Below are 12,922 nucleotides of genomic sequence, written 5' to 3'. Positions count from 1 at the left end.
TTGCTGGTTCGTCGTGTGTGGCGGATCAGGCCTGCTCGGCCGGACGCTTCATCATCAGGCCGACACGCAGGGCGTCACAGACCACCTCGTCGCGCTGATTGATCCCGAGGTGACGGAAGGTCACGATGCCGGAGTCGTTGCGGCTCTTGGATTCCCGCTTGTTCTCGATCTTGGTCTGCACGTGGATGGTGTCACCGTGGAACACCGGCTTGGGAAACTTGATCTGCTCGAAGCCCAGGTTGCCCAGGGTGGTGCCCTGTGTCGTCTCCGGCACGGTGATACCCGAGACCAGTCCGAGAATGAACAGGCTGTTCACCAGGCGCTGGCCGTAGATGGAGTCCTTGCTGTACTCGGCGTCCAGGTGCAGCGGGGCCAGGTTCAGCGTCATCACGCTGAAGAACGTGTTGTCGGCTTCGGTGACGGTGCGACGGTTCACGTGGTCGATAACCATCCCCGGCTCGAACTCCTCGAAATACAGGCCAGCCATGTCGCGTCCTCTCGGAATATATTATGTACTAGACGGTGTCGAACGGATGCTACCTCACCGTTCGGCTCATCGTATATTATATCATTGTATATTATATCTAGTATCAGCCTCAACCACAGAGGAGCCGAGAGTGTCCGAACTCAGTGCCGAGGACTTCGAGCCGATCCTGGCTCACGTCCGCACGTTCATCCGTACCAAGGTCGTCCCGCGCGAGCAGGAGATCCTGGAGACCAACGCGATCCCCGACGACATCCGGCAGGCCGCTGCCGAGATGGGTCTGTTCGGGTACGCCATCCCGCAGCGGTGGGGCGGCCTCGGCGTCGATCTCACCCAGGACGTCGAGCTGGCCATGGAGTTCGGTTACACCTCGTTGTCGCTGCGTTCGCTCTTCGGCACCAACAACGGCATCGCCGGTCAGGTACTGGTCAACTACGGCACCGACGAACAGAAGAAGCAATGGCTCGAGCGGATCGCCTCGGGCGAGGTACTGGCCTCCTTCGCGCTCACCGAACCCGGCGCCGGCTCCAACCCCGCCGGACTGCGCACCCGCGCCCGCCGCGACGGCGACGACTGGGTGATCGACGGCCAGAAACGCTTCATCACCAACGCTCCCCTCGCCGACCTGTTCGTCACCTTCGCGCGCACCGCCGAGCCCGGCCCCGACGGCCCCGGCATCGCGGTGTTCCTGATTCCGGCCGATACACCGGGCGTCATCGTCGGACCGAAGGACACGAAGATGGGTCAGGAAGGTGCCTGGACCGCCGACGTCACGTTCACCGATGTCCGAGTCCCCGCCGACGCCTTGGTCGGTGGATCGGAGAACGTCGGGTACAAGGCCGCGATGGCGTCACTCTCGCGTGGTCGCGTGCACATCGCCGCACTGTCGGTCGGTACCGCGCAGCGCGCACTCGACGAGTCGGTGGCCTATGCCGCCACCGTCACCCAGGGCGGTACACCCATCGGTGACTTCCAGCTGGTCCAGGCGATGATCGCCGACATGCAGACCGGCGTGATGGCCGGGCGTGCGCTCGTGCGCGACGCTGCCGCCAAGTACGTCTCCGGCGAGGACCGCCGCATCTCTCCCTCGGTGGCCAAGCTGTTCTGCACCGAGATGGTCGGCCGGGTCGCCGACAACGCGGTGCAGATCCACGGTGGCAGCGGGTACATGCGTGAGGTGACGGTCGAGCACATCTATCGCGACGTGCGCCTGCTGCGTCTGTACGAGGGCACCAGCGAGATCCAGCGCCTGATCATCGGCGGCGGTCTCGTCCGCGAAGCGAAGAAGCGCGCGTGAGGACCGGAACCGCGACGGATCTGGCGACCAGGATCCGCGTCGCGTCGACCCTGCTGTTCGTTCCGGCAGACCGTCCCGAACGCTTCGCCAAGGCCGCCGCGGCGAATCCGGGTCTGGTCGTCCTCGATCTCGAAGACGCCGTGGCACCCGATGCCAAGGAGGCCGCCCGTGAACACGCCGTCGCCTGGATCGAAGCGGGCAATGAGTGCGCTGTCCGCATCAACGCTGTCGGAACCGCTTGGCATGCGGACGATCTCGCCGCGCTGGCACCGCTGCGCTGCGCGGTCGTGCTGCCCAAGGCCGACATCGGCAACCTCGACGGTGTCATCGATGCCCTCACCGAGGCTCGGGCCAGCGCGCCCTACCGTCCGAAAATCGCCAGCAGCCGGCCCCTACTGATCGCATTGATCGAAACGGCCGCAGGGGTATTGCATTCCGCGGCCGTCGCGGCCACACCGGGCGTGGACCGGCTCGCGGTGGGCACCTTCGATCTGGCCGCTGAACTCGGTGTCGATCCCACCGACCGTGAAGCACTCGCCGGTACCAGGCACGCACTGGTCCTGGCTTCCGCCGCCGCCGGCCTGCCCGGCCCGATCGACGGCGTCACCGGCGTCGTCGACGATGCCGACCTGGTGCAAGACGATGCCCGCTTCGGCAAACGGCTCGGTTTCACCGGCAAGCTGTGCATCCATCCGCGCCAGCTCCACCCGGTAGCGACCGCGTTTCGCCCGACCGATGCCGAACAGGCCTGGGCACGCAAGATTTCCGCCGCGATCACCGACACCTCGGGGGTCGCCGTGGTCGACGGTGCCATGGTCGACAAGCCCGTACTCGACCGTGCCCGCCGAATCCTGGCGCAGCTCGACGCCACCACCGACAGTGAGGAAAAGCCATGACCGGACCACTTCTGGCCGACAAGACCGCCGTCGTCACCGGCGCCGCCCAGGGCATCGGCTACGCCATCGCCGAACGATTCGTCGCCGAGGGCGCGCGCGTGGTCATCGGTGACATCGATGGGGACGCCGCCCAGGCCGCCGCGGACAAGCTCGGCGGCGCGACCGTCGCCCGCGGTGTTCGCTGCGATGTCACCGTCGCCGACGACGTCCAGGCCCTCATCGACGCGGCCGCCGAATCCTTCTCCCCCGTCGACGTGATGGTCAACAACGCGGGTATCACCCGCGACGCGACCATGCGCAAGATGACCGAGGACCAGTTCGACCAGGTCATCGCCGTCCATCTCAAGGGCACCTGGAACGGCACCCGGCTGGCCGGTGCGGTGATGCGCGAACGCGGCAGCGGCGCCATCGTCAACATGTCGTCGCTGTCGGGCAAGATCGGTCTGCCCGGGCAGACCAACTACTCCGCCGCCAAGGCGGGCATCGTCGGCCTCTCCAAGGCTGCCGCGAAAGAGCTCGCGCACCTGGGGGTCCGGGTCAACGCCATCCAGCCCGGCCTGATCCGCACCGCCATGACCGAGGCCATGCCGCAGAAGGTGTGGGATCAGAAGATGGCGGAGATTCCGCTGGGCCGGGCCGGTGAGATCGCCGAGATCGCCGCGGTTGCATTGTTCCTCGCCTCCGACATGTCCTCGTACATGACGGGCACGGTGCTCGAGGTGACCGGCGGGCGGTTCATGTGAGCACCACCGCCGCCTGGCAACCCCACCTCGAGACCTCCACCGAGCTCCTCGATCCCGCGCCGGTGGCAGCGCTGGCCGCGCTGCTCGACGACGGTCTGCCCGCTCCGGCCCCCGGCGACACCCTGCCACCGCTGTGGCACTGGGTAGCTCTGCCCCGCTGGGCCGCCTCCGGCGTGCTCGGCCCCGACGGGCACCCGCGGCGCGGTTCGTTCCTGCCCCCGGTGGAACTGCCGCGACGCATGTTCGCCGGTGGTGAGATCCGTTTCCACGCACCACTTCTCGTCGGCAGCACGGTTCGCCGTGAGACCGAAGTGGTGTCGGTGACCGAGAAGAACGGGCGCTCCGGGGCCCTGGTCGTTGTCGATGTGCAGATCCGGTTGTTCGACGACACAGGGCAACTCGCGATCGAGGAATCGCAGAACCTGATCTATCGGGAGGCAGCGCCCAAACCGGACCGCGCCGCGGAACTGCCGTCCACCGAGGACACCCTGCCCGGTCCCCCACTGCGCCGAGTCGCGGACGACGCGTGGGAGCTGCGGACCGATCCCTCCCTGCTGGCCCGGTTCTCCGCGGCGACCGCGAACGCGCACCGCATCCACTACGACTGGCCCTACGCCACCGGTGTGGAGGGGTACCCGGGGCTGGTCGTCCACGGACCCTTGCAGGCGATCACGTTGGCCGAGATCCACCGGCTGATGCACGGGGCGCCGGTGCGGGGGTTGCGTCATCGCGGCCGGGCGCCGCTGTTCTGCGGTCAGCCGGCACGCCTGCTCGCCACCGAGGTCCCCGACGGTGTCGCACTCGAATTGTTCGGTCCCGGTGGGGAATCCGCCAGTCCGAATGCCACCGTCGACCTCACCACCGATTAGCCAGGAGACATCGTGACCCGCGTTTTCACCACTCTCGACGATGTCCGATCCGCAGTCGGTGTCCCGATCGGCCCGAGCGAGCCCTTCCTCGTCGACCAGACACGGATCTCCGCGTTCGCGGTTGTCACCGACGACGAACAGTGGGTCCATGTCGACCCGGTGCGCGCCGCGAACGGCCCCTACGGGAGCACCATCGCGCACGGGTATCTCACGTTGTCGCTGATCTCGCACTTCCGGCCGGAACTGATCGACTTCACCTTCGGTTCGGCACGGGTGAACTACGGCGTCAACAAGGTTCGCTTCCCCGCTCCGCTGCGCGCCGGGTCGAACCTACGGGCCTCGGTCACGATCACCGACGTCACCGAGACCGCCGCGGGCGCCGTCGTGACAGCGAAGTACGTACTCGACGGCGGCGAGGCCAAGCCGGCCTGTGTCGCGGAGACAGTCCTGCTGATCGTGAGCTGATCGGCCGCACGAAGAAGCGGGGGGTGGCCACGGCCACCCCCCGCTTTCGTCTGCCAGTTACGCGTTGGCCGCCACAGCGTCGGCCAGGGCGATGACACCCTCGGCCGTCTTCACGTGCGCGAGATCGATGTGCTGGCCTTCGAAGTCGACCGCCGCGCTACCGGCTGCCTCGGCTTCGTGGAAGGCCGCGATCATGCGCCTGCAGTAGTCGACAGTCTCCGGCGACGGCGAGAACACCTCGTTGGCGATCGCCACGTGCGAGGGGTGGATCGCCACCAGCCCGCGGTAGCCGAGCTGCCGGTTGTCCAGGCAGAAGCGCCGCGCGCCGTCGAGATCCTTGATGTCCTGCCACACCCCGGTCACCGGGTGGTGCAGTCCGTTCGCCTTGGCCGCCAGGATGATCCGGCTGCGCAGGTACAGCGTCTCCAGACCGGCGGGAGTGAACTCGAAGCCGAGTTCGCGGCCCACGTCGGCGTTGGGTCCGGTGGCACCGAGCAGCGAGGCCACCCGGGGGCTCGCGCCCGCGATGTCCTCGCAGTGCGCCATCGACACCGCGGTCTCGAAGGACACGATCAACTGCACCGTCCCGACCTCGATGCCTTCACGCTGCTCGATGTGGCTCAGCACGGCATCCAGGCGGACGATCTCGTCGGCGGTGAACACCTTCGCCAGGAACAGTCCGGCCAGCCCCGGCCGCACGATGGCTTCCAGGTCACCGCCGAGCAGCCCGCTCACCTCCGGGTTGGCCCGCACCCACAGGTCGGGACGCACACCCTCGGCGGTGAGACGGTCGATCGTGGCCGCGACCCTGCCGCGCGCCTCGACCTTGTCCGCGGCGGGCACCGAGTCCTCGAGGTCGAGGATCAGCGCGTCGGCCCCGGAGGCGACGCCCTTGTCGGCCCAGGACCCCTTGTGACCGGGGACGAAGAGCATCGAGCGGTACGGTTTCATCGTGTGCCTCCCTTGGCAACTGCTGTGCGAGTCTTTCTCAATATAATATATGTAATATCATCGCTGCACCGCCACTACCGCGTTCGCGCCGTCGGCGAAGATCAGCCCGGTGTCCACCGACTGCTCCCCTGTCGGTGTGAGCCGTCCGTCAGGCGCCATCGTGTACGGATGCACGCGCGCAGTGATGCCGACGGTGAGGGTGTCGATCAGGAAGAGCCGCCGCGTTTCCGAGTCGACCACCACTCGGCCCGGCAGCGTGCCCGCCGGCGCCGGGTACGGCGCCCCGGGCAGCGGGATCAACGACCCGTTCTCGGCGATCTCGTATCCACCGATTTTTCCCGCCATCGCCTCGGCGATGTACATCCGGCGGCTGTCAGCGGTGAATTGCGCGGCGTGCGGCAAGGACATCAGCCCGGTGTTGAAAGGCGACCCCGGCACGGGGCTCAGTTTGCCGTCGTTGCCGATCGCATAGCCCGAGATGGTGCCGCTTGCCTCATCGCTGACGTAGACGAACCTGCCGTCCGGCGTCACACCGGGCAGAGTCGACATCAGACCCGACCCGATGGAGTCGACGAGGGTCAGCGCGCCGTCTGACCCCACGGCGAAGCTGAAGGTCGTCGCCTGCAACCAGCCGACGGCGAATACGCAGCGGCCGTCCGGCGAGATCGCCATCTGACTGAGCCCACTCAGCCCAGGCACCTGAACCGTGCCGGTGAACACCAACCCGCCGGTGGCGGTGATCGAATAGGTGCGGATTTCGTTCGTCACCGAACCGCTCGACACATACAGCCGCTTCCCGTCGGGCGCGACCACGGCGCCGACACCGGGCGCGCCCAGCTCGAGATTCGCCTCCGGAATCGAGGTGAGGACGCCGTCGCCGCCGAGGCGGAATCCGTTCACGGTGCCCGACACCGTGTTCGTCGAGTAGACGTAGCGGCCGTCCGGGGTAACCGTCACAGCAAGCGAACCGGTCCCGGACGCGAAGGGTGAGCCGGGAACTGTCGACAATCTGCCCGCTTCATCGAGGCCGAGCACACTGATACTCGGTGACGCGGTCCCCCCGATCACCAGAAACCGGGTCTCGGGATCGGCCAGTGCGACTGACGAATTCAGCCAGCTTCCCGACACGAGTGCGAGCGACGCCGCGAGGCATGCGGCCGCGCGCCGGGGACGAAAACGCTGGTTGGGGAACATATGTGCAACCTCCGACCGATCGGCGAGCACCGCTGCTCCCCGATCGAATAGACACGCGCGATCTGCGCCAGGAACGAATCGGGCGGCAGTGTCCGTATGCCACCCTTTTCCCGATCGACGCTAGGCAATTTTTAGTGCGCGCAATGTCCAAGAATATGGACAGCACACAATTTCCGGACAGCACGATTTCCGGATCCCGCCGAGCAGCGCAAAGGGCCCCGCCGACCGACGTCGACGAGGTCCTGTGCGGTGGAATTCCGGTGCAGTGGGAAAAACTCAGTTACCCAGACCGGGGATATCCGCCGGCTCGTTTTCGAGCACCAGCGTTTTGGTTTCCAGGAAAGGCAGCAGACCTTCCGAACCACCTTCACGACCCACGCCCGACAGTTTGAAACCACCGAACGCGATCGAGAAATCGGTGCGCGGACCGTTCTGCCCCACCGTACCGGTGCGCAGTCTGCGCGCCACACGATAGGCGCGGTCGGTGTCGTTGGTGAAGACCGCGGCGTTGAGACCGTACGGGTTGTCGTTGGCCAGCGCGACGGCGTCGTCCTCGTCCTTGGCCGCGATAACAGCCAGGACGGGGCCGAAGATCTCCTCGGTCGCGATCACCGACCGGTTGTCGACACCGGCGAAGACCGTCGGCTCGACGAAGAAGCCGCGCTCGAGCCCGGCCGGTCGGCCACCACCGGTCACCAGGCGCGCGCCATCGGCTTTGCCTGCGGCGATGAAGCTTTCGACGCGTTCGCGTTGGCGAGCGGAGGCGAGCGGCCCCATGGTCACGCCTTCCTCGAACGGGTCACCCACGCGAACGGCGCTCATCGCGGCACCGAGCGCGTCGGCCAGTTCGTCGTGACGCTTCTCGGAAACGATGACACGTGTCAGGCTGTGACAGACCTGGCCCGCCAGGTAGCTGATGCCACCGGCAAGCACCTTCGCCGCCGTGCCGATGTCGTAGTCGTCGAGCACCAGGGCGGGCGATTTACCGCCGAGTTCGAGAGTGCAGCGCGCCATGCGGTCGGCACAGATCGCGCCGATCGTGCGGCCGGCCACCGTGGAGCCGGTGAACGTCACCTTGTCGACGCCGGGGTGGCGAACCAGCGTCTCCGAAACCTGCCGGTCTGCCGTCACCACATTGATCACACCCGGCGGCAGCCCGACCTGGTCGCAGATCTCGGCGAACAGATAGGCCGAGGTCGGTGCCTCTTGCGGCGGCTTCAGCACGACCGAACATCCGGCGAGCAGGGCGGGCGCGCACTTGTAAGCCATCAGGCCTGCAGGACCGTTCCAGGGAACGATGGCCGCGACGACACCGACCGGCTCGCGCACCAGCAGACCGGCGCCCCCGGCCGCGGGGGTGTGTGCCTCGCGGAACGGGAACGTTTCGGCCAGATCGGCATAGGCATTGAAAGCACCGGACAGGAACAGTGGAAGCCGGGTCTTTGCCAGCGAATAGACGATGCCCGATTCGATCGACCAGAGCCGGGCGAAATCGTCACCACGCCTGGTCAATTCGGCGGCGATCGCGCGCAGGTATCCGGCACGCTCGGCCGGCGACATCAACGGCCACGGACCGGTGTCGAAGGCCTTGCGCGCGGCCGCCACCGCGGCATCCACGTCCTCGACGGTCGCCGCGCCGACGGCGGTGACGACCTCCTCGGTGCTGCAGTTGACGACCTCGAAGGTCTCCGACGACGACACCGGTACCCAGTTGCCATCGATATAGGACGCCTCGGGGTGCACGGGCAGCACGCCCGCCGCAACCGACTTCGTCATTGAAAGTCCTCTCACGCTGTGACGCATGTAACGTATCTAAATATATACTATATTTAGTATCGATACACCATGCCGTTGAACAGGGGTTGCGTAGCGAGCGAGGCTTTCCTACGCCGACACCGGTCGTGGGTCAGGCTGTGGACTTTCGGGCCGGCTCGGCCCACAGCCCCTGCTTCTCCAGCATGGCGATCAGTTCGTCGGCACTGGACATGATGTGGTCTCGCATCAGCGTGTTGGCCGCCTTGGAACGACGCTTCTGCAGCGCTTCGAGGATCAGCGGATGATCGCGCAACGTGTCCTCGCCGTGTCCCTCGATATTGATGTAGAAGCGATTCGGTAGCTGCTTGACGACGGTCGCCAACAGCATCGCCAACCGGCGCGAGTCCGCCGCCAGATTGATCGAACGATGGAACTCGTGACCATAGGTGACGAGCGCGTCGTCGGAACCGTTCTCGGCGGCGCGCGCATGCGCTTCCACTACGTCCGCCAGGTGGTCGAGTTCGCGCTGGGAGATCGACTTGGCCGCCCGGCTCGCCAATTCGCCGGCCATCGTCGCCTGCGCCCAGAACAGATCGCGCACATCCTGTTTGCTGAACTGCGACACCATGAAACCGCGTCGCGGCACCAGCTCGACGAAGCCTTCGCCGCTGAGCAGCAACAAGCCTTCGCGCACCGGGGTGTTGCTGACGCCGACCGCCTCGGCGATCGGTTCGATCCGCAGGAACTCACCAGGCCGCACCCGGCCCGAAATGATCAGCTCGCGAACGTAGGTCGCGACATCCTCCGACAGCTGATGACGCTGCTTGTTCGCGCTGCGAGGCAAACGCTGCAGGATGGTTTCCATCGGGGTCCTTTCGGTCGCCTGTTCATGCATTATGCCTCATATGTGACATCAAACCCATGCGTGACACCCAAGTTCTGAGCATTTGTCCAGTTGAGGTGTCCAATTTGCTGGACACCGCGTGGCGGAAGCCCGGCTTAGGCTCGCCGAACGTCGCCCCTTCACCCGGGCGAACACCCGGCAAGCTCCAGCGTGCCGGGCCGAAGAACGCAGGATGGGAGTTCACGAGGTGAACCAGACAATCACCCGGATGGTCGACTCCGCAGTGACCACACACAGCGCTTCCGGCGAGGTGCGTGAACAGCTACTCGTCCTGGCCTCCCGATCTTTCGCCTCGGCCAGCAAGCTCAGTGATGACGGTGAGGCGGTGGCAGGTCTGGAACGGGCGGTGACCACGTGCGTCCGGTTGGGCGTCGACCTCGACACGACGTTGTCGATCGTCATCGGAGCCATCGAATTGGTCGTCGACGCCGCGCCCGCGACGTCCGCCCTCACCGCGGGTTCCGGGCAGATACTGCGGACGGTCCGCGTGGCCACCGGGATCGTCGCTCGCGTCTACGGGCAAGCGGGCCACCCGACCCACGACAGCGTCGAAGCAGCACAGGAAGTCGCCGCCGCACTGCTGCGCGGCGATTCGTCGAAAGTGCTCGGGCAGTGCAACCAGATAGCTGTCGCCGACGCCTACGCGATCATCGCCGTCCATTTGCCCGCACGGCGCGGCAGACCTCACGACGCGCCGCGCAGCCTGGCCGAACCCATTGTGGCACGGCTGTATTCGGAGCTGCGTCGCCGCTTCGGCCCGAGCGCGCTCGCCCTGCTTGGTGCCGCAGGCGCGACGGTCCTCGTTCCCGACACAGCGTTCGGCGAGTTCACCGCCCTCACCGGCTTCGTCGAAGCTCTCCGTACCGCGGAGGGCAATATCCCGACCGGGGTGATGATGTGTGCGCCGACCGCCGACGTGCCGACGGTGGCCGAACAGGTGCACGCCGCCCTGGACGTGGTCACCCGACTCGGGATGACCGAGCGGCTCCATCGCTTCAGTGACATCGCGGTGGAGTACCAGCTCACCCGCCCCGGCCCCGGCCGCGACGCCCTGTCCACCCTGCTCGACCCGCTCGAAGACTTCCCCGACCTCATCGAGACGCTGCGGACCTATGTGGAGACCGGTCTCGATCGCCGTCGCACCGCCCGCCGACTGCATCTGCACCCCAACAGCGTCGACTACCGGCTCAAGCGGATCTTCCGACTCACCGGCTTCGATACCACCGACCCGACCGGGCTCTGGAACCTGCGCTCGGCCTTGGTCATTCGCGACCATCACACCGAATACACCGCCATGCGCGCCTGATCGAGCGTCGGCGCCACGTCGAGCGCCGACACTCCGACCACGCTCAGAAGGTCGCGGTCTCGAAGACGACCCGGTCGTTCTCGATGTGGTACGTCTCGGTCCCGGTCTTGCCGTTGCCCAGGTCGAAGGCGAGATACACGTACTCGCCCACTGCCTCCTTCCGCGTGAACGTGGGGGCCGCCGCGGTGTCGAGCTCTTGGGCCCCGGCAGCCATCAGCGTCGCGAGGAACGCTTTCATAGCGGCCTTTCCGATCAGCGGCTCCGGCGCCAGAGTGGTGATGATGACCGTGTCCTCGGAGTAGTCTGCGGCGATCGTGTCGATGTCGCGTGTGCTCATCGCGGCGATGTGACGATCGACGACCGCCATGGACGCCGCGGAGATCTCGTCTACTTCAGAAGTCTTGCTCATGTGCTGCTGACCCATCTCTCATCGGCGGAACGGGGAGCCGTCATCGCCGGTCCATATCGCCCGAATCTGTTGCCCCCAGGGCGATTCCAGGAGACTACGGTCACCCACCGCTGAAATCTGTCCAGAAATTGGACAGTCCGAATACTCGCTGAATCCGATTGTGCAAGAAGGGGGCCCCGCGATTGCTATCGCAGGGCCCCTCGAGGTTGTGAGTAGTCCGTGCTATCCGAAGACCGGGCTGTCCGCGACAAAACTCGCAAATCTCGAGCTTCGGGTCTGCCACCGCTCATCGCGTTTGACGAATTCCAACGCGTATGTCCCCGAAAGCAGTACCCGGGTGCCGTCGGCGGCGAGGCGGAAGTAGAAGACGTCGGTGGCCGCTGTCGCCTTCTCGTCCTGGATATCGATAGCCGGATTGGTGATGTGGTGATGACACTGCGGCACAGAGTCGGGATCGAAGTGTTCTTGCGCCATCAGCGGTCGAGCAAGGTGACGACCGATTTGGTCTCGAGGTATTCCTCGAGTGCGTCGGGACCGTTCTCTCTGCCCCACCCGGACTGCTTGAAGCCGCCGATCGGCATCTGAACACCGCCGGCGCGGTGGATGTTCACGCCGATGCGGCCACCTCGCAACCGGCGAGCGACGCGATGAGCCAGCGAGACATCGCGCGTCCAAACGCTGCCCGCCAGGCCGTATTCCGTGTCGTTGGCCGAGGCGATCGCGGCGTCGACATCGGTGAACGACATCGCCGCGATCACCGGACCGAAGATCTCCTCGCGGACGATCCGCATATCCGGACTCGCATCGGCCATGACGGTCGGCGCGTAGTAGAAACCGCGCCCCGCCAAGCGCTTTCCGCCGCTGACGACGCGTGCGCCCGCTGCTCGGCCGTCCCCGACGTACCCGGCGACCCGGTCGAGTTGGCGCTGGGAGACCAACGGGCCGAGCAGCGCGTCCGGATCGGTGCCGTAGCCGACTTTCATACTCCGGCCCTGCTCCGCGATGCCCTCGACCAGCTCGTCGTAGACGTCGGCGTGTGCGAACAACCCGCGTGCCCGAGGTGCAGATCTGGCCCGAGTTCCAGAACACACCGATCGCGATACCAGCCGCGGCGGCGGCGATGTCGGCGTCGGGCAGCACGATCACCGGCGACTTGCCGCCCAATTCCAGCGACACCTTCTTCAGATTGCCCGTGGCCGCGGCGACGATCCTGCGACCCACCTCTGTGGACCCGGTGAAGCTGATCTTGTCGACGCCCAGATGCTCGGCCAGCGCCGCGCCCGTCGCCCCGAAACCGGTGACGACGTTGACGACACCCGCCGGAACGCCCGCGTCGAGCAGAATCCGGCCGAGGGCAAGCGCTGAGAGGGGTGCTTCCTCCGACGGCTTGAGCACACACGTGCACCCCGCCGCCAGTGCGGGCGCCAGCTTCATCGACATGGCGATCAAGGGCGCGTTCCACGGCACGATCATCGCCACGACGCCGACGGGTTCGCGGTACGTCGCGCCCTGCAGCCGACGTTCGGCGCTTCCGATCTCGACGGTGGTGCCCTGGATCTTGTCCGCCCAGCCCGCGTAGTAGCGGAACTGGTTGACCGCCTCGGCCACCATCAGTTTCGCCTGCATCGATGAGCAAGTGCCCGACGCCG

At 66.4% G+C, this 12,922-nt stretch carries 14 protein-coding genes and 1 pseudogene; 6 read left to right on the top strand and 9 right to left on the bottom strand.

Going from position 1 to position 12,922, the window contains the following annotated elements; all coding sequences use genetic code 11:
• Window positions 1–25 precede the first annotated feature (25 nt).
• Window positions 26–487: a MaoC family dehydratase gene (locus tag AB0F86_RS06625; RefSeq protein WP_356982501.1), complete on the bottom strand. Its 462-nt coding sequence runs from the start codon at window positions 485–487 to the stop codon at window positions 26–28.
• 46 nt (window positions 488–533) lie between these two features.
• On the opposite strand from AB0F86_RS06625, the gene AB0F86_RS06620 reads away from it, so the two are divergent.
• Genes AB0F86_RS06620 through AB0F86_RS06600 form a run of 5 tightly spaced genes read left to right on the top strand, consistent with a single transcriptional unit; the run spans window position 534 to window position 4,754 of the window.
• Window positions 534–1,781 (top strand): acyl-CoA dehydrogenase family protein, encoded by a 1,248-nt coding sequence (locus tag AB0F86_RS06620; protein ID WP_356982499.1) that lies wholly within the window; start codon window positions 534–536, stop codon window positions 1,779–1,781.
• Window positions 1,778–2,677 carry a CoA ester lyase gene (locus AB0F86_RS06615; protein ID WP_356982497.1) on the top strand — a complete coding sequence of 300 codons (900 nt, stop codon included), beginning with the start codon at window positions 1,778–1,780 and terminating at the stop codon, window positions 2,675–2,677. The genes AB0F86_RS06620 and AB0F86_RS06615 overlap by 4 nt, the downstream gene beginning before the upstream one ends.
• Entirely contained in the window at window positions 2,674–3,420 is a 747-nt protein-coding gene (fabG, locus tag AB0F86_RS06610; RefSeq protein ID WP_356982495.1) for a 3-oxoacyl-ACP reductase FabG, read from the top strand. The genes AB0F86_RS06615 and fabG overlap by 4 nt, the downstream gene beginning before the upstream one ends.
• Complete coding sequence (locus AB0F86_RS06605; RefSeq protein ID WP_356982493.1) at window positions 3,417–4,289, top strand: MaoC family dehydratase N-terminal domain-containing protein; 873 nt, start codon at window positions 3,417–3,419, stop codon at window positions 4,287–4,289. The genes fabG and AB0F86_RS06605 overlap by 4 nt, the downstream gene beginning before the upstream one ends.
• Before the next feature lie 12 nt (window positions 4,290–4,301).
• The gene (locus AB0F86_RS06600; protein ID WP_356982492.1) at window positions 4,302–4,754 is read left to right on the top strand and encodes a MaoC family dehydratase; all 453 of its coding nucleotides are present in this window, start codon (window positions 4,302–4,304) and stop codon (window positions 4,752–4,754) included.
• A 57-nt stretch (window positions 4,755–4,811) separates the two neighbouring features.
• On the opposite strand, the gene AB0F86_RS06595 is transcribed toward AB0F86_RS06600, so the two are convergent.
• From AB0F86_RS06595 to AB0F86_RS06580, 4 genes are all read right to left on the bottom strand, one after another.
• Window positions 4,812–5,705, bottom strand: coding sequence for a CoA ester lyase (locus AB0F86_RS06595; RefSeq protein WP_356982491.1), 894 nt, complete (start codon window positions 5,703–5,705; stop codon window positions 4,812–4,814).
• 57 nt (window positions 5,706–5,762) lie between these two features.
• On the bottom strand, window positions 5,763–6,899 hold the full coding sequence (locus tag AB0F86_RS06590; protein ID WP_356982490.1) for a beta-propeller fold lactonase family protein: 1,137 nt from the start codon (window positions 6,897–6,899) through the stop codon (window positions 5,763–5,765).
• Window positions 6,900–7,175: 276 nt separating this feature from the next.
• Window positions 7,176–8,675: an aldehyde dehydrogenase gene (locus tag AB0F86_RS06585; RefSeq protein WP_356982489.1), complete on the bottom strand. Its 1,500-nt coding sequence runs from the start codon at window positions 8,673–8,675 to the stop codon at window positions 7,176–7,178.
• A 130-nt stretch (window positions 8,676–8,805) separates the two neighbouring features.
• Window positions 8,806–9,519: a GntR family transcriptional regulator gene (locus AB0F86_RS06580; protein WP_356982488.1), complete on the bottom strand. Its 714-nt coding sequence runs from the start codon at window positions 9,517–9,519 to the stop codon at window positions 8,806–8,808.
• 226 nt (window positions 9,520–9,745) lie between these two features.
• On the opposite strand from AB0F86_RS06580, the gene AB0F86_RS06575 reads away from it, so the two are divergent.
• The gene (locus tag AB0F86_RS06575) at window positions 9,746–10,864 is read left to right on the top strand and encodes a helix-turn-helix domain-containing protein (RefSeq protein WP_356982487.1); all 1,119 of its coding nucleotides are present in this window, start codon (window positions 9,746–9,748) and stop codon (window positions 10,862–10,864) included.
• Between the two features lie 43 nt (window positions 10,865–10,907).
• Here the strand turns inward: AB0F86_RS06575 and AB0F86_RS06570 are convergent, their stop codons facing one another.
• From AB0F86_RS06570 to AB0F86_RS06555, 4 genes and pseudogenes are all read right to left on the bottom strand, one after another.
• Window positions 10,908–11,288: a nuclear transport factor 2 family protein gene (locus AB0F86_RS06570; protein WP_356982486.1), complete on the bottom strand. Its 381-nt coding sequence runs from the start codon at window positions 11,286–11,288 to the stop codon at window positions 10,908–10,910.
• A gap of 207 nt (window positions 11,289–11,495) precedes the next feature.
• Complete coding sequence (locus AB0F86_RS06565) at window positions 11,496–11,747, bottom strand: nuclear transport factor 2 family protein (RefSeq protein ID WP_356983745.1); 252 nt, start codon at window positions 11,745–11,747, stop codon at window positions 11,496–11,498.
• Window positions 11,747–12,319 (bottom strand): aldehyde dehydrogenase family protein, encoded by a 573-nt coding sequence (locus AB0F86_RS06560; RefSeq protein ID WP_356982484.1) that lies wholly within the window; start codon window positions 12,317–12,319, stop codon window positions 11,747–11,749. Before AB0F86_RS06560 ends, AB0F86_RS06565 begins: the two co-directional genes overlap by 1 nt.
• 61 nt (window positions 12,320–12,380) lie before the next feature.
• Window positions 12,381–12,884, bottom strand: a pseudogene (locus AB0F86_RS06555) (aldehyde dehydrogenase family protein); the annotation flags it as partial.
• Window positions 12,885–12,922 lie beyond the last annotated feature (38 nt).

It is taken from the genome of Nocardia sp. NPDC023733 (assembly GCF_040639775.1).
Taxonomy (GTDB): domain Bacteria; phylum Actinomycetota; class Actinomycetes; order Mycobacteriales; family Mycobacteriaceae; genus Nocardia; species Nocardia rosealba.
This window is presented reverse-complemented; position numbering and strand designations above follow the sequence as displayed.

Excerpts from the sequence above, each read along its gene's own strand:
- AB0F86_RS06590 (WP_356982490.1), bottom strand. The coding sequence starts at position 6,899 with ATGTTCCCCAACCAGCGTTTTCGTCCCCGGCGCGCGGCCGCATGCCTC.
- AB0F86_RS06625 (WP_356982501.1), bottom strand. The coding sequence starts at position 487 with ATGGCTGGCCTGTATTTCGAGGAGTTCGAGCCGGGGATGGTTATCGAC.
- AB0F86_RS06595 (WP_356982491.1), bottom strand. The coding sequence starts at position 5,705 with ATGAAACCGTACCGCTCGATGCTCTTCGTCCCCGGTCACAAGGGGTCC.
- fabG (WP_356982495.1), top strand. The coding sequence starts at position 2,674 with ATGACCGGACCACTTCTGGCCGACAAGACCGCCGTCGTCACCGGCGCC.
- AB0F86_RS06580 (WP_356982488.1), bottom strand. The coding sequence starts at position 9,519 with ATGGAAACCATCCTGCAGCGTTTGCCTCGCAGCGCGAACAAGCAGCGT.
- AB0F86_RS06570 (WP_356982486.1), bottom strand. The coding sequence starts at position 11,288 with ATGGGTCAGCAGCACATGAGCAAGACTTCTGAAGTAGACGAGATCTCC.
- AB0F86_RS06585 (WP_356982489.1), bottom strand. The coding sequence starts at position 8,675 with ATGACGAAGTCGGTTGCGGCGGGCGTGCTGCCCGTGCACCCCGAGGCG.
- AB0F86_RS06565 (WP_356983745.1), bottom strand. The coding sequence starts at position 11,747 with ATGGCGCAAGAACACTTCGATCCCGACTCTGTGCCGCAGTGTCATCAC.
- AB0F86_RS06620 (WP_356982499.1), top strand. The coding sequence starts at position 534 with ATGCTACCTCACCGTTCGGCTCATCGTATATTATATCATTGTATATTA.